Origin of the sequence: Neorhizobium sp. T25_13 (genome assembly GCF_002968675.1) — a bacterium.
Lineage (GTDB): Bacteria > Pseudomonadota > Alphaproteobacteria > Rhizobiales > Rhizobiaceae > Neorhizobium > Neorhizobium tomejilense.
Genome location: NZ_PVBI01000004.1, coordinates 273,047 through 289,654, shown reverse-complemented (window position 1 = coordinate 289,654; position 16,608 = coordinate 273,047). Strand labels below are relative to the sequence as shown.

Below are 16,608 nucleotides of genomic sequence, written 5' to 3'. Positions count from 1 at the left end.
AACCGGGAGCAAAATCGGGGCGTTAGGTGTCTTTTAGCGTATCGCGATAATCCCGTGGGAGATTTCCTCAACCCTCCTGATTTCAATTGTCAATATTAGCGGAAGCCCTATAACCTGTGATGCATTGGCATCAGGGACGGCGCATGTTCAGACTGACGGAGCTTTCCGAAATCGATCTGAATCAGTTGTTTAATCTCTCACCCAATCCCTATGTCATACTCGACCGGGAATTGCGGCTTGTCGGAATGAACGACGCTTATCTGGCGGTGACGGGGCGCAGCCGTGAAGAGCTTGTCGACCGTACCATGTTCGATGCGTTTCCAAGCGAACCGGATTCTGTCCCGGGCCGGCTGCTGCGCCAGTCCTTCGCCAAGGTCCTTTCCACCGCCGAGGTTGATCACCTGCCGCTCATTCCCTATCCGATCCCAGGTCCTGATGGAGAGCTCGAGGATCGTTACTGGAGCGCAACCCATACGCCGATCAAGGACGAGGCGGGGCGGCTGATCTTTATCCTGCAGCATACGGTGGACGTAACCGAACTTCACCTGCTGCGCAGCCGGTCCGCGGGCGACGGCGTACTCAAGGTGCATACGGATCTGATGCGCCGGGCCGATGCGGTTCAGGGGCAGAATGCCGCGCTCGGCGAGGAGCGGGAATATCTGCGCATGCTGTTTGAGCAGGCGCCCGGCTTCATGGCCGTGCTGCGCGGCCCGGAGCATATTTTCTCGATCGTCAACAGGTCGTACCGGACGATCGTCGGCCGCGAGGACCTGATCGGCAAGACGGTGCGCGAGGCACTGCCGGATATTGCCGGCCAGGGCTTTTACGAATTGCTCGACGAGGTTTACCGGACGGGTACTCCCTATAGCGCCTATGGCGCGCGGGTCGTTCTCCAGCCCTCTGAAAGCGTTCAGCCGGAAGAGCGCTTTCTCGATTTCGTCTATCAGCCGATCCGCGATCACGACGGGATGGTCAGCGGCATTTTCGTGCAGGGCCAGGACGTTACGGAGCTTCGCCGTGCACAGGAGGCGGCCCGCGAAAACGAGGACCGTTTCAGGACGCTTGCCCAGTCCTTGCCGACACATGTGTGGACGGCGACGCCGGATGGCCGGATGCAATGGTGCAACGACCAGATCTTCACCTATAGCGGCCTGGAGTCCTTCTATTTCGACAGGGAGCGGCGCTCCGAGATGCTCCATCCGGATGATTCGCCCCGGATTGCCGCTGCCTGGGGCGAGGCCTTGCGCACCGGAAGCCGGCTGGAGACGGAAATCCGCCTTCTCCGCCACGACGGCGTCTATCGCTGGTTCATCAGCCGCGCGGTGCCAATCAAGAATGCCGAGGGCGAGATCACCCTCTGGGTTGCCACCAATACCGATATCGACGAGCAGAAGAAGACAGAATCGGAGCTTTCGAGCCTTGCGGAAACCCTCGGCCACCGCGTCGAGGAAAGAACGATCGAGCTCGAGCGGACGCAGGAAGTGCTTCGCCAGAGCCAGAAGATGGAGGCGATCGGCAATCTCGCAGGCGGCATCGCCCACGATTTCAACAATCTCCTGCAGGTGATCACCGGCAATCTCCAGCTCCTCGGCCGGGAATTTGCCGGCAACGAAGTTGCCGAAAGGCGGTTGAACAGCGCGCTTGCAGGGGCTTCGCGCGGCGCCCGGCTTGCCTCGCAGCTTCTCGCCTTCGGCCGCCGCCAGCCGCTTTCGCCGAAGGTGATCAATCTGAGCCGCCTGATCCGCGAGATGGACCATCTCCTGAGGCGCAGCCTCGGCGAAGCGATCGAGATCGACACGATCGTGGGCGGAGGGCTGTGGAACACGCTTGTCGATCCGAGCAATGTCGAGAATGCGCTCCTCAACCTCGCGATCAACGCACGCGATGCGATGAACGGGCAGGGCAAGCTGACGATCGAACTCGGCAATGCCTACCTCGATGACGAATATGCGAGCCGCACGTTCGACATCGAGGCCGGCCAATACGTGATGCTGGCGGTCACCGATACCGGTACGGGCATGACGGCCGACATTCTGAGCAAGGTCTTCGATCCCTTCTTCACCACCAAGCCGGAGGGCAAGGGGACGGGGCTCGGCCTGTCGATGGTCTACGGTTTCGTCAAACAGTCCGGCGGCCATATACGGATCTACAGCGAGCCGGGAAACGGCACCACGGTGCGGATCTATCTTCCGCGATCGATGGAGGACGAGGATGTGGTCGCCGAAAATACCGGTGGCGCTGCCCTCGGCGGAAACGAGACGATCCTGGTCGTCGAGGACGACGAAGCAGTTCGGGAAATCACCGTCAGCCTGCTTGCCGAACTGGGATACCGGGTCCTGCGGGCCAAGGATGCCGACAGCGGGCTCGCGATCATCGAAAGCGGTGTGCCGATCGACTGCCTGTTCACGGACGTGGTGATGCCGGGCCGGTTGAAAAGCCGCGATCTCGCCAAAAGAGCCAAGGAGCGGCTGCCGCATCTCGGCGTGCTGTTCACCTCGGGCTACACTGAAAATTCGATCGTGCATGGCGGGCGGCTCGACCCTGGCGTCAATCTCCTGAGCAAGCCCTATACGCGGGAGGCGCTCGCCCGAAAAATCCGCCAGGTGATCGATCAGAATCGGCAGGCTCCACAGCCGCGCTTACCGGAAAGCGCTTCGGGGGCGGGTTTGGCCGATGCAAGTTCGGCCGAGGCAGCGTCGGCCAAACCTGCCGTCGAACAACCATCGGCGCCGGACTTACCGATCTCCGTTCTGCTGGTGGAGGACGAGGCGCTGATCCGCATCTCGACGGCCGATTTCCTGCAGGATGCGGGCATGACCGTGATCGAGGCCGGATCGGCTGCCGAAGCGCTTGCCGCGGCCGCTAGCGATCGCGTCGACATTCTCGTCACCGACGTCCATCTGCCGGAAATGAGCGGCTTGCAGCTCGCCTTGAAATTGCGCGAAACGCTGGCCGATCTGCCGGTGATCTTCGCGACCGGCGACCGCAACGTGCCGGGATCGGAGACGCTCGGCAATACCGCGCTGATTACCAAGCCCTATGACTACGAACTGCTGACGACCCGCATCCGGGCAATGGTGACGCCGCGCTCGGGCGAGTGATCCGCATTATCTCCGATGCCTTGCCGCTATTCGTCTTTCAAGCCCGCGGCCACTTCGGTCTTGCGCAGCAGCCAGAGGACGATGATGCCGGCGCCGGTCGCCGTTACTGCGACGATCCACATGCCGAGGCCAACGCAAAGGCCGATCGCGCCCGACAGCCACATGCTGGCGCCGGTGGTCAGGCCCTTCACGTCGCCGCGCATCTGGAAGACGACGCCGGCGGCGAGAAAAGCGATCCCGGCGGTGACGGCCTCGATAAGACGGATCGGGTCGATCTGGACCGTATCGGGATGGTTTCCGAATTCATGCATGATCTGTAGGCCGGCGAGGGTAAACACGGCGGATGCGAGGCCGATCAGCATGTTGGTGCGCAGGCCGGCGGAATTGTTGCGGAACTCGCGTTCCAGGCCGATCAGGCCGCAGAGGAGTGTTGCGCCGACCAGCCTCACCAGAAGCACTTCGATCGCAACGGGCGCCTCGTGCGAAAACTCTTCCGCGAGAACGTTGAGCATGGTTCACGATATCCCGATGTTACAACTCGGTGACACGGGAAACTGACGCAGGCATGGATAGTTCCGTCACCACGGGGTGACGTGACGGCATGCCTCAGATACGCCCCTCGGCCTCGGCGATGACCTTCGTCAGGCTGCCGTTTGCCGGAAAGAGCGGAATGAGGCAGGCCTGCAGGGCGTGATAGATATCGCCCTTGCCGGGGAAGAGGGTGTGGGCCGGGACGAGATCCTCGGTCAGTTCCTCGTGCCAGCCGCCGTTCTTGTGATCTATGAAACGGTTGGCGATCGTGCCCCAGATCCGCCGGTAGCTGTCCTCGTAGAAATCGTCGGCCGGCAGGTGCTCATTGAGGAAATGCGCGGCACCGGCTGCCTCGCAGATCGGCCACCAGAGCTTGTTGGTCTTGGCGGGTTTGTCGTTCCAGTCGAGCGTATAGAAGAAGCCGCCCTTCTCTTTGTCCCAGCCCAGTGACATGGACTGGATGAACAGCGATTTCGCCGCATCCGGCATCCAGCCGTGCTTCTTGTCCCCGAGTGTCCAGAGCTGCAGCAAGAGGCGCGACCATTCCAGCCAGTGGCCGGGCGTGGTGCCGGCGGGGCGGAACATCTCGTCGGGGTGGTAATAGTCCTTGTCGATCGTCCATTCCGGATCGAAATGTTCGGCGACCCGGAACCCGACGCTGCCGGCGGAGCGGCGGATGACGAGGTCGGCGATGCTTTCCGCCTTGTCGAGATAGGCCTTCTCGCCGGTCGCTTCGAAAGCGGCCATCAGCGCTTCGGTGAGGTGCATGTTGGAATTCTGGCCGCGATAGCTGCCGCCGTCGATCGGCGACCAGTCGCGGGCGAATTCTTCCGCGATCGCGCCATGGCGCGGTTCCCAGAACTTAGTTTCGAGGACCTCGCTTATGTCGGCAAGCATCTTGTCGGCGAGAGGATGGCCGGCGACCTTTGCCGAGGAGGCGGCGAGTAGCACGAAGGCGTGGCCGTAACCCTGCTTGGCCGAATCGGCTGCGCCGTCATCGTTGACCTGCCAGAAATAACCGCCATATTCGCTATCGCGATGGCGCTCCCAGAGAGTGCGCATGCCGTGGTCGATGATATCGCCGGAGCCTGGCCGGCCGAGCAGGTAGCCGATCGAGAAACAATGGACCATACGCGCCGAGGCATGGATGCCCCGCGTCGGATTGGCGCCGCCAAGGGCCAAGCCCTGGTCGTCGAGATCGAAGAAGCCGCCCTTTGGGTTCATCGCCCGGTACTGGAAAAAATCGAAGAGCCCGTCGGCCTCGTTCAGGAGCCAGCGACGATGATAGGGAAGGCTCGCCCACTTGGCTTCTGTCTGACCGGTGTCGCTCATGAAAACCTCGGAATCGCTACGGCGGCGCATTGGGATCAGAACGCCTATAACGCCCGGCCGGTTTCATGTCATCGACTATTCTATATCGCACGACATGCTGGTTATATATTGACATAAACATATCTTTATGCGGTTATTGAGCCATCCGGAAATGATGAAGGGCAGTGCCATGTTCGACGAACTCTTTGGTCCCGAAGCCGCCGCGCGCGATGGCGCGGAGATTCTCTCGGCACTCAAGGCCGCGGCTCGTGAGCGCATCCTCATCCTCGACGGTGCGATGGGCACCGAAATCCAGGGCCTGGGTTTTGACGAAGGCCATTTTCGCGGCGAGCGATTTGCCGGATGCGCCTGCCACCAGCAGGGCAACAACGACCTCCTGATTCTCTCGCAGCCGCAGGCGGTCGAGGAAATCCATTATCGCTACGCCAAGGCCGGCGCCGATATCATCGAGACCAATACGTTCTCGTCGACCCGCATCGCCCAGGCCGACTATCAGATGGAGAACGCGGTCTACGACCTGAACCGTGACGGTGCGCGGCTGGCCCGGCGTGCGGTGCTTCGGGCGCAGAAGGAAGACGGTCGCCGCCGTTTCGTGGCCGGCGCCATCGGCCCGACCAACCGGACGGCCTCGATCTCGCCCGACGTCAACAATCCCGGTTACCGGGCGGTGACATTCGACGACCTGCGGCTAGCCTACGGCGAACAGCTCGACGGGCTGATCGACGGCGGCGCCGACATCATCCTGATCGAGACGATCTTCGATACGCTCAACGCCAAGGCCGCGATCTTCGCCTGCGCCGAGCGTTTCGAGGCGAAGGGCATCCGCCTGCCGGTGATGATCTCCGGCACGATCACCGACCTTTCCGGCCGCACGCTGTCCGGCCAGACGCCGTCGGCCTTCTGGTCCTCCATCCGTCATTCGAAGCCCTTCACGGTCGGCCTCAACTGCGCGCTCGGCGCCGATGCGATGCGGCCGCACCTGCAGGAACTCTCGGGCGTCGCCGACACGTTCATCTCCGCCTATCCGAATGCCGGCCTGCCGAATTCGTTCGGCGGTTACGACGAATCGCCTGATGACATGGCTCGCCAGATTGAAGGGTTTGCGGCGGAAGGCCTGGTCAACGTCGTCGGCGGCTGCTGCGGATCGACGCCGGAGCATATCCGCGCGATTGCCGAAGCGGTCGCGCCGCACAAGCCGCGCGAAGTGCCGGAACACCGGCCGTTCATGTCGCTTGCGGGCCTCGAACCCTTCGAGTTCACCAAGGATGTGCCGTTCGTCAATGTCGGCGAGCGCACCAACGTCACCGGCTCGGCCAAATTCCGCAAGCTGATCACCGCCGGGGATTTTACCGCGGCGCTGGCGATTGCCCGCGACCAGGTGGAAAACGGCGCGTCGGTCATCGACATCAACATGGACGAAGGCCTGATCGATTCGCAGCGGGCGATGGTCGAATTCGTCAACCTGATCGCCGCAGAGCCGGATATCGCCCGGGTGCCGATCATGCTCGACTCGTCCAAGTTCGAGATCATGGAAGCGGGCCTGAAATGCGTGCAGGGCAAGCCGGTCGTCAATTCGATCTCGATGAAGGAGGGCGAGGAGAAGTTCATCGCCCAGGCCAAGCTGCTGCGCAACTATGGCGCGGCCGTCGTGGTCATGGCCTTCGACGAGCAGGGCCAGGCCGACACCTACGAGCGCAAGGTGGCGATCTGCGAACGCGCCTACAAGCTCCTGACCGAGGAAGCGGATTTCCCGCCGGAAGACATCATCTTCGACCCGAACATCTTTGCGGTGGCCACGGGTATCGAAGAGCATAACAGCTACGGTCTCGCCTTCATCCAGGCGACGAAGACCATCCGCGAGCGCATGCCGCTCGTGCATATTTCAGGCGGCGTCTCGAACCTCTCCTTCTCGTTCCGCGGCAACGAGCCGGTGCGCGAGGCGATGCATGCGGTGTTCCTCTATCACGCCATCCAGGCGGGCATGGACATGGGCATCGTCAATGCCGGCCAGCTGGCGATCTACGAGAACATCGATCCGGACCTGCGCGAGGCCTGCGAGGACGTCGTCCTCAACCGCCGCGACGACGCCACCGAACGGATGCTCGATATCGCCGAACGCTATCGCGGGACCGGGGCCAAGGAAGCCAAGGAGAGAGATCTCGCCTGGCGCGAATGGCCGGTGGAGAAGCGCCTTTCGCATGCGCTCGTCAACGGCATCAACGAGTTCATCGAGGGCGATACCGAGGAGGCGCGTCAGAATGCGGAGCGGCCTCTGCATGTGATCGAGGGCCCGCTGATGGCCGGCATGAACGTGGTCGGCGACCTGTTCGGCTCGGGCAAGATGTTCCTGCCGCAGGTGGTGAAATCCGCCCGCGTCATGAAGCAGGCCGTCGCCGTCCTTCTGCCCTACATGGAAGAGGAAAAGCGCCTCAATGGCGGCGACCAGAAAAAATCGGCCGGCAAGGTGCTGATGGCGACCGTCAAGGGCGACGTCCACGATATCGGCAAGAACATCGTCGGGGTCGTGCTCGCCTGCAACAATTACGAGATCATCGACCTCGGCGTGATGGTGCCGGCGACCAAGATCCTGGAAACGGCGATTGCCGAAAAGGTCGATATCATCGGGCTTTCCGGCCTGATCACTCCGTCGCTCGACGAGATGGCGCATGTGGCTTCGGAAATGGAGCGCCAGGGTTTCGACATTCCGCTTCTTATCGGCGGCGCGACGACCAGCCGCGTGCATACCGCGGTCAAGATCCACCCGCGCTACAATCGCGGCCAGGCGATCTACGTGACGGATGCCAGCCGCGCGGTCGGCGTCGTGTCCGCGCTTCTGTCCGAGGACGGAAAATCGAACTATATCAGCACGGTACAGGCGGAATATGCCAAGGTTGCCGCCGCACATGCTCGCTCGGAGGCGGAAAAGACACGTCTCCCGATCGCGCGTGCGCGGGCCAATGCCGAAAAGATTGATTGGTCGTCCTATCAGCCCAAGAAGCCGCAGTTCACCGGCACGAAGGTGTTCGAGACCTACGATCTCGCGGAACTGGCGAAATACATCGACTGGACCCCGTTCTTCCAGACATGGGAACTGAAGGGCCGTTTCCCGGCGATCCTCGAAGACGAGAAGCAGGGCGAGGCGGCACGCCAGCTTTATGCGGACGCCCAGGCGATGCTCGACAAGATCATTACGGAAAAATGGTTCCGGCCGCGGGCGGTGATCGGCTTCTGGCCGGCCAATACGGTGGGAGACGATATTCGCGTCTACACGGATGAAAGCCGCGCGGAAGAACTCGCGACCTTCTTCACGCTGCGACAGCAGCTTTCAAAGCGGGATGGCCGCCCGAACGTGGCGTTGTCGGACTTCGTCGCACCCGTCGCGACCGGCCTGGAAGACTATGTCGGCGGTTTCGTCGTCACGGCCGGCATCGAGGAAGTGGCGATCGCCGAGCGGTTCGAACGGGCGAACGACGATTATTCCTCGATCCTCGTCAAGGCGCTTGCCGACCGCTTCGCGGAAGCCTTCGCCGAATGCATGCACGAACAGGTCCGCAAGGAGTTCTGGGGTTATGCGGCCGACGAGACGTTCTCGGCGGAAGAGCTGATCACCGAGGCGTATCACGGCATCCGCCCGGCGCCAGGTTATCCGGCCCAGCCCGATCATACGGAAAAGGCGACGCTGTTCCGGCTGCTCGACGCGGAAGAGGCGACCGGCGTCGTCCTGACGGAAAGCTACGCGATGTGGCCCGGTTCGTCGGTCTCCGGCCTCTATATCGGCCATCCGGCATCCTATTATTTCGGCGTCGCCAAGATCGAGCGCGACCAGGTCGAGGACTATGCCAAGCGCAAGGGAATGTCGGTCGAGGAAGTGGAGCGCTGGCTCGGGCCGGTCCTCAACTACGTGCCGGTGTCCGGCCAGGATGCGGTCGACGACGCGGCCTGAGGAGGCTGCCGCCAGATACGGCTCAAATGCAAAACGGCATCCGCGAGGATGCCGTTTTCGTCTGCGGACCGTCAGTCCTCCGCGATCAGTCGCGGATGATCAGGAAGTCGTGGGCGTTGAAGCGCAGCGTCAGGGTTTCGCCCGACTGCGGCAGGACCGCGTCCGGCGAATTGAACATGTCGAAGGAAATCTGGTTTCCGCCGACATCGAGCTTGGTGCGGATGACCGAGCCCAGGAAATGCGAGGAGAGGACCTGGCCGGTGAGCGACGTGTCGCCCTTGGCATTTTCCAGGAGCGAACCGGCTTCCGGGCGCAGCGCGATCGACAGCTTGTCGCCGCCCTTCAGCGCGCCGATCGATTCCCTCAGCCTGATGGTGTTTTCGCCGACCTTGACGGTGTTGGCCGCCGGATCGACGACGGTCGCCTCGATGATGTTGAGCGTGCCGACGAAGGAGGCGACGAAACGGGTGGTCGGACGATTGTAGATTTCCGACGGCGTGCCGATCTGGTCGGCGCGGCCGGCATTCATGACGACGACTCGGTCGGAGATCGACAGGGCCTCTTCCTGGTCGTGCGTCACGAAGACGGTGGTGATGCCGAGCTGGCGCTGGATTTCACGGATCTCCTCGCGCAATGACACGCGGATCTTGGCATCGAGCGCCGACAGCGGCTCGTCGAGCAGCAGGACCTGCGGCTTTGGCGCAAGCGCGCGGGCAAGCGCCACGCGCTGCTGCTGGCCGCCGGACATCTGGTAGGGATAACGGTCGGCCAGATGGTCGAGGCTGATCAGCTTCAGCATTTCCTTGACGCGCGTTTCGATCTCCGTCTTGGACTTGCCGGCGACCTTCAAACCGAAGGCGACGTTGTCGAAGACGTTCATGTTCGGAAACAGCGCATAGGCCTGGAATACCATGCCGATATTGCGCTGATTGGTCTTCAGCGCGTTCTGGTTCCGGCCGTTGATCGAGATCGCACCGTCGCTCGGGCTTTCGAACCCGGCGATCATGCGCAGCACGGTCGTCTTGCCGCAGCCCGAGGGTCCGAGAAAGGAGACGAACTCGCCCTTCTCGATGGACATGTTGAAGTCCTTGACGACCTGCGTCGGGCCGAAACTCTTCTTGATACTTTCGAGAACGAGGAACGACATCAAAATTCCTTAAGGCCTGGCCGGCGACAATTTGCCGAAGCGGGAAACGAGCTGGATCAGACCCATCGAGAGCCAGGTGATCGCAAACGCAATGACCGCCAGCGCAGAAGGCTCGTAAGCCTTGTTGGCGCCGACGAGCTGGAGATAGGGACCGAAGGCCGGACGGTTGAGGAGGGCCGCCATGGTGAATTCGCCCATGACGATCGCAAACGTGATGAAGGCGCCCGAGAGCACGCCCGACATGACGTTCGGGAAAATGCAGCGGAACATGATCGTCGGCCATTTGGCGCCGAGAATTTCGGCCGCCTCCGTCAGCGTCCGTACGTCGATGGTCCGCATCGCGGTATCGACCGAACGGTACATGTAGGGAAGTGCCAGGGTCACGTAGGAGAAGGTCAGCAGGATGTTGGTGCCCTGCGTCGAGCCGGTGAACGGGATCCAGGACGAGGAATTGTAGAGACGCAGGTAGCCGAACACGATGACGATCGCCGGAATGACGAGCGGCAGGAGCGTGATGAATTCGACGACCGGCCGCATCTGCGGCAGGCGCAGCCGGACCCAATAGGCGGTCGGCACGATGAGGAACATGCCGACGACGATCGTCACCAGCGCCATCAGCATTGAGAAGCCGAAGGTGGCGCGGAACTGAGCGTCCGTAAACACCGACTGGTAGGCATCGAAGGAATAGACGCCGCGCCGCATGCGCAGCGAGAACTCGAACGTGCCGATCAGCGGCACGAGGAAATAGATGGCGCCGATGGCGATCGCGATCCAGGCGAAGATCTTGTGCGCCTTCATTTCTGCCACCGTTCGGCGCGGCTGCGCAGCCAGATATAGAGGATGTTGGAAATGCCGGTGATGACGATCATGCCGAGGGCCAGGGCATAGCCGAGATTGGGATTATGCAGCACGTCGCCGCGGATCTGGGCGTAGAGCAGGATCGGCACGATGTTGAGCGAGGCACCGGTCAGCGCAAAGGCGGTCGCAATCGCGCCGAAGGCGTTGGCGAAAAGGAGGAGCGTGGCGCCCATCAGGCTCGGCCAGAGGATCGGCAGCACGACCATGCGCCAGTATTGCCACGTGGATGCGCCGAGGATTTCGGACGCCTCGCGCCACTCCTTCTTCAATCCGTCCAGCGCCGGCGTCAGGATCAGCACCATCAGCGGGATCTGGAAGAACATGTAGGTAATCGTCAGGCCGAAGAAGGAGAGGAGGTTGAAGCCCGTCGAATAGAGATTGAAGCCGAACCAGTCCCGCATGAAGATCGTGACCAACCCGGTCCGGCCAAGTGTCGCCAGGAAGGCGAAGGCGAGCGGCACGCCGGCGAAGTTCGAGGCAACGCCCGAAAAGGTCAGCAGGCTGGAGCGGATCCAGGACGGCACGCCGCCGAGCACGACTGCCCAGGCGAGGAAAAAGCCGATCAACGCGCCACCCAGCGCCGAGGCGACGGATACCCGGATGCTGATCCAGTAGGCGCTCAGGATGGAAGGCGAAAAGAGATCGACAATGTTCTGAAACGTGAATTCGCCGGCCGGATTGAAGAAGGCGCCGACGATCAGGTAGAGCGTCGGAACGATCAGGAAGGCAAGCGCGAATACCATGAACGGCACGATGCCGAGCCAGTCGATGACTGTCCGGCGATCGATGAATGACGTGGAAGCGGTGGTCATGAATGCTGGCCATCCAGGGGGAAACGGGAAAGCTCCCACGCCGGGCGGCGCGGGAGCTCAGTCTTGTTCCGATTACTTTGCGACGTTGGCGCCGACTACGCTATCCCATTTCTTGGTAATGGTTTCCTTGGCGGCAGCCTGCTGGGCGAGCGTCGGGAATACGGCCTTCTCATAGGCCGCTGCCGGGGGCAGGGCGTCGAGCAGGTTCTTCGGGATCTTGTTGTTCTTGGCAAGATCGTTGAAGCGGATCGGGTGGCAATATCCCTTCAGCCAGCCGAGCTGTCCTTCGTCGGAATAGAGGTATTCCATCCACAGCTTCGCAGCGTTCGGATGCGGAGCGAAAGCGGAGATCGCCTGGACGTAGACACCTGCTACGACGCCGGTTGCCGGAACCACGACTTCGAAGGGCGGGTTGCCCTTCAGGCTCTGGCCCCAGGACAGGGCATTATAGTCCCAGGCGATGATGATCGGCGTGGTGCCCTGCGCGAACGGCGCGGCCTTGCCGGTCACCGGAACGAAGTTGCCCTTCTTGTTGAGTTCGGCGAAGAACTTCAGGCCTTCGTCGCCGGCCTTGGCGGAGTCGCCCTTGGCGCCGGAAAGGCCGGCAGCGAAAACGCCCTGGACGGCCTGGTTGGCGCTGCGCGGATCGCCGGCGAGCGCGACGGCATTGGCGTAGTCGGACCTCAGGAGATCAGGCCAGTCCTTCGGCGACGTCTTGACGAGGTCCTTGTTCACCAGGAAAGCCAGAACGCCGTAGTAGTCGCCGTACCAGTAGCCGTCTGCATCCTTGGCGTCGGCCGGGATCGAATCCCAGGTGGAGACCTTGTAGGGCTGGATCAGGCCTTCAGTCTTGGCAGACGGGCCGAACGAAAGGCCGACGTCGATGACGTCGGGAGCCTGCGGGCCCTTGTTGCCCTTGTTGGCCTTGATCGCTTCGATTTCGTCGCCCGAACCGGCATCAGGGTTCAGTTCGTTGACTTCGAGGCCGTACTTCGCCTTGAAGCCGGCGATGACGTCGCCGTAACCGCACCAGCTATGGGGCAGGGCGATCGTGGTCAGCGTGCCTTCCTTCTTGGCGGCTGCGATCAGCTCGGCGCTCGGCTCGGCGGCGGCAATGGCGGTGGAGGCGATGACGATGGCGGTCGTCAGGGAAAGAAGACGTTGGGTCTTGTTGAGCAAGGTATCCTCCTAGGGGTTCAGGTAGTCCGGATCGTTTCGGCGCGACTCGTAGAGCCAGTTCATGTATCGTATGTGACAGCCCGGAGGATGAGCATTTGCTCATAAACCCCCGGATTGCCGGCATATTTCTTGACCCGACAATCAGTCGGGACGGCTCTGGCGGCCCGGCCGGCGGAACAGCATCGTCCGCTCGAAAAGACCTTCCAGAGAGTTCATGCGTTCGCGGGTCTCCTCCCATGTCGCGCTCTGGACCGCCTCGATCAGCGCCTCGACGACGAAGAGAGTAATAACGGAGCTGTCCCAGGCCGAGGGTGCCTCGATCCGCACCTTGAACGTATGCTGCGCATGTTTGGCAACGGGCGAGGCCCAGACGTCGGTCAGCAAGATGATGACGACGCCGTTGGCCCGTGCGGCCTCCGCCAGCGTCGCCATCTCCTGCTCGTAGCGGCGGATGTCAAAGATCACCAACACGTCGCCGGCGCTCATGTTGAGAACATGCTGCGGCCAGGAACTGGAATTGGTGGAGATCAGCGTCGTCCTGGGACGGATGACCTGCATATGCGTGAAGAAGTATTCGGCCAGCGCCCCGGTGATGCGGCCGCCGACGAAATAGATGCTGCGGTCGCGATCACGCAGAAGTGCTGCCGCACCCTCAAAGGTCGTGGTGTCGAGAGCCGAAAGCGTGTCGCGCAGATTGGCGGTGATCGCGTCGGCGAAACGGTTGAGGATATGCGTGCCCGGCGCATTGGACGCCCAGCGGTCATGCTTGGCGATCGGGTTGGAGAGCGTCGCCTCGAGTTCTTGGTGCAGACGCGACTGGAATTCCGGGTAGCCCTTGTAGCCGAGCTTCTGCACCATGCGCGCGACCGTCGGCGTGGAAACGCCCGCGTTCTCCGCGATCACAGTGATGCTGCCGAGCCCTGACACCGGATAGTTCTCCAATAGGCTGTCCGCCAACTGTTTTTCCGCGCGCGTCAGGCTGTCGTAACGAACACGAATGACATCCGATACGGTGCGTGCAGTTGGTGGCACTAAAGCTGTTCCCTCCGGTCTTCGCCGGTTGTCGGAAGATTAACAATCGTTTCTGCAGAGAAGTCAACGGTGCGTTTGAAGAGAAATTTTCAGAATCACGTTGACGGCGGCCGGAAAGTGAAGAATTCTCTTCTTAATCCAATTTAAACGATTTTTCCCGGAACGCGTTCATGCTGGTCCAGTCGGAATTCTTCTCGGAGGCGGATGGCGAGCCCGTTGCCGTGGACAATGCAGGCGGCCGGGGAGAGGTGCTTCTCGTCTGCGAGCATGCCTCGCGGCGCCTGCCGGAACGCTACGGCGATCTCGGGCTTTCCGCGGATGCGCTCGCCTCGCATATCGCCTGGGATCCGGGAGCGCTTGCCGTCTCCCAGCTGATGTCGAAGAGCCTCGGCGCGACGCTGATCCACCAGCGGTTTTCGCGCCTCATCTACGACTGCAACCGGCCGCCGGATTCGCCTGCAGCCATGCGTGACGTGTCCGAGATCTTCCGGATCCCCGGCAACGAGAACCTGTCGGAGGCAGAGAAATCGCGCCGGACCACGGCACTCTACCTGCCGTTTCACGGCCGTATCCGCGAGGAGATCGCGGCGCGGCGGGCAAGGGGGCTGCAGACGGTGCTCGTCACCATTCACAGCTTTACGCCGGTCTATTTCGGCAAGGAGCGGCCCGTCGAGATCGGCGTGCTTCACGACACCGACAGTCGGCTTGCCGACCGGATGCTGCAGGCCGCATCCGACACGCACCTCTATCGCGTCGAGCGCAACGAGCCTTACGGGCCGGCGGACGGCGTAACCCATACGCTGGAAGTCCACGCCCTGCCGGCGGGGCTTCTCAACGTCATGATCGAAATCAGGAACGATCTCATAACAGACGAAACCGGCCAGGGGGTCGTGGCCGATTTCTTGACAGGATTGCTGCGGGAAAGCCTCGCAGACATCCAAAGATAAGACCCGGGGAGTAGCAGCTCGCATGCCCGCGGTCGATCGCCGCGGGAAGGACAAACCGGATGGCCGCGATGGCGCGGTCTTTCTGCCAACAGGGGGAAGTCATGTCCGATTATACCGAAGGCGATAAAAAGCAGGATATCCATATCCTGCATTCCATGGGCTATGCGCAGGAACTCGAGCGCCGCATGAGTTCGTTTTCCAACTTCGCAATTTCGTTTTCCATCATTTGCATTCTCTCCGGCGGCATCAATTCGCTGGGCCAGGCGACTGCCGGCGCCGGCGGCGCGGCGATCGGCATCGGCTGGCCGCTCGGCTGCCTGATTTCCGGGATCTTCGCGCTCGGGCTCGCGCAGATCGGATCGGCCTATCCGACGGCGGGCGGCCTCTATCACTGGGGATCGATCCTCGGCAACCGCTTTACCGGCTGGCTTTCCGCCTGGCTCAACCTGCTCGGCCTCGTCACCGTGCTCGGCGCCATCAATGTCGGGACGTTCTATTTCTTCTTCGGCGCCTTCGGGCCGACTTTCGGCATCGAGGATACGCTGACGCACCGCGTGGTTTTCGTTGCCATCATCACCGGGCTACAGGCCGGCATCAATCATTTCGGCATAGGTTTGACCGCGAAACTCACCGACTTTTCCGGCTATCTGATCTTTGCGACCGCGATTCTCCTCACAATCGCATGCCTTATCGCAGCCCCCGGCTTCGATTTCGCGCGGCTCTTCACTTTCGCCAACTATACCGGCACGGAGGGGGCGGCGCTCGTCTGGCCGACGAGCGTTTCCGGTTTGATGGCATTCCTTCTCGGCCTGCTCCTGCCGATCTACACGATCACCGGTTATGATGCCTCGGCCCACACATCCGAGGAAACCGTCAAGGCGGCGGAATCCGTGCCGCGCGGCATGGTCTCGGCCGTCCTGTGGTCCGCCCTGTTCGGCTACATCATGCTGTGCGCGTTCGTACTGATGATCCCCAACATGGACGATGCGGCCAAGCAGGGTTGGAACGTGTTCTTCTGGGCGATGGACGCGCAGATGAACCCGGCCGTGAAGAGCATCCTGTATTTCCTGATCTTCATCTCGCAGCTGCTTTGCGGACTGGCTACCGTCACCTCGCTATCGCGGATGATCTTCGCCTTCTCGCGCGACAAGGGCCTGCCTGCGTCGTCGGTGCTCGCCAAGGTCAGCCCAAAACACCGTTCGCCCGTCGCGGCGATCTGGACCGGCTCCATCCTCGCCGTCCTGTTCGTCTGGTTTACCTCGGCGATCACCATTGCCGGCACGCCGGCCTATTCGATCGTCGTCTCCTGCACGGTCATCTTCCTGTTCCTGTCCTTCGTCCTGCCGATCGCGCTCGGGCTGTTCACGATCGGCACGGCGAAATGGCCGAAAATGGGACCCTGGAACATGGGTATTCCGGTCTACAGGCTGGTTGCAGTCCTGGCGATCATCTCGATGATCGTCATCTTCTTCATCGGCATCCAGCCGCCGAACGACTGGGCGCTCGAAATCACCGTCGGCTTCCTGGTGCTGACCGGAATCGTCTGGTTCGCCTTCGAGAACCGGCGCTTCATGGGACCGCCGATCGGCGACGCCATCGCCAAGCGGCAGGCCGAGATCGCTGCTGCGGAAGCGGCTGTCGGAGAAAAGTAAGCGCGACCGGGCTGACGCCCCTATGATCCCGCCGCCACGACACTCGAGAGGTTGTGGCGGTTCACCCTTTTGAA

Annotated in this window: 11 protein-coding genes; 4 read left to right on the top strand and 7 right to left on the bottom strand. The window is 61.9% G+C overall.

The genetic code is table 11. The features are described 5' to 3' along the window. Window positions 1-143 precede the first annotated feature (143 nt). Window positions 144-3,101: a PAS domain-containing protein gene (locus C5J22_RS11540; protein WP_172746596.1), complete on the top strand. Its 2,958-nt coding sequence runs from the start codon at window positions 144-146 to the stop codon at window positions 3,099-3,101. A 26-nt stretch (window positions 3,102-3,127) separates the two neighbouring features. On the opposite strand, the gene C5J22_RS11535 is transcribed toward C5J22_RS11540, so the two are convergent. Further along, window positions 3,128-3,613 carry an MgtC/SapB family protein gene (locus tag C5J22_RS11535; protein WP_105438326.1) on the bottom strand — a complete coding sequence of 162 codons (486 nt, stop codon included), beginning with the start codon at window positions 3,611-3,613 and terminating at the stop codon, window positions 3,128-3,130. 94 nt (window positions 3,614-3,707) lie between these two features. Next, the gene (locus C5J22_RS11530; protein WP_105438520.1) at window positions 3,708-4,964 is read right to left on the bottom strand and encodes an AGE family epimerase/isomerase; all 1,257 of its coding nucleotides are present in this window, start codon (window positions 4,962-4,964) and stop codon (window positions 3,708-3,710) included. A 169-nt stretch (window positions 4,965-5,133) separates the two neighbouring features. Here C5J22_RS11530 and metH point away from each other — a divergent pair, with 169 nt between their 5' ends. Continuing rightward, on the top strand, window positions 5,134-8,907 hold the full coding sequence (gene metH, locus C5J22_RS11525; RefSeq protein WP_105438519.1) for a methionine synthase: 3,774 nt from the start codon (window positions 5,134-5,136) through the stop codon (window positions 8,905-8,907). Between the two features lie 85 nt (window positions 8,908-8,992). Here the strand turns inward: metH and C5J22_RS11520 are convergent, their stop codons facing one another. The 5 genes from C5J22_RS11520 to C5J22_RS11500 form a co-directional block, all read right to left on the bottom strand. Beyond that, window positions 8,993-10,054, bottom strand: coding sequence for an ABC transporter ATP-binding protein (locus C5J22_RS11520; RefSeq protein WP_105400743.1), 1,062 nt, complete (start codon window positions 10,052-10,054; stop codon window positions 8,993-8,995). A gap of 9 nt (window positions 10,055-10,063) precedes the next feature. Further along, complete coding sequence (locus C5J22_RS11515; protein ID WP_105415587.1) at window positions 10,064-10,852, bottom strand: ABC transporter permease; 789 nt, start codon at window positions 10,850-10,852, stop codon at window positions 10,064-10,066. Beyond that, on the bottom strand, window positions 10,849-11,724 hold the full coding sequence (locus C5J22_RS11510; RefSeq protein ID WP_046608687.1) for an ABC transporter permease subunit: 876 nt from the start codon (window positions 11,722-11,724) through the stop codon (window positions 10,849-10,851). The genes C5J22_RS11515 and C5J22_RS11510 overlap by 4 nt, the downstream gene beginning before the upstream one ends. A gap of 72 nt (window positions 11,725-11,796) precedes the next feature. After that, window positions 11,797-12,903 carry an ABC transporter substrate-binding protein gene (locus tag C5J22_RS11505; RefSeq protein ID WP_105438325.1) on the bottom strand — a complete coding sequence of 369 codons (1,107 nt, stop codon included), beginning with the start codon at window positions 12,901-12,903 and terminating at the stop codon, window positions 11,797-11,799. Between the two features lie 141 nt (window positions 12,904-13,044). Further along, a complete protein-coding gene (locus C5J22_RS11500; RefSeq protein WP_105438324.1) occupies window positions 13,045-13,935 on the bottom strand; it encodes a MurR/RpiR family transcriptional regulator in 891 nt (296 codons plus the stop codon). Window positions 13,936-14,105: 170 nt separating this feature from the next. Between C5J22_RS11500 and C5J22_RS11495 the strand changes: the two genes are divergently transcribed. Further along, complete coding sequence (locus C5J22_RS11495) at window positions 14,106-14,882, top strand: N-formylglutamate amidohydrolase (protein WP_105438323.1); 777 nt, start codon at window positions 14,106-14,108, stop codon at window positions 14,880-14,882. Between the two features lie 101 nt (window positions 14,883-14,983). After that, window positions 14,984-16,534, top strand: coding sequence for an amino acid permease (locus C5J22_RS11490; protein WP_105438518.1), 1,551 nt, complete (start codon window positions 14,984-14,986; stop codon window positions 16,532-16,534). Window positions 16,535-16,608: the final 74 nt, after the last annotated feature.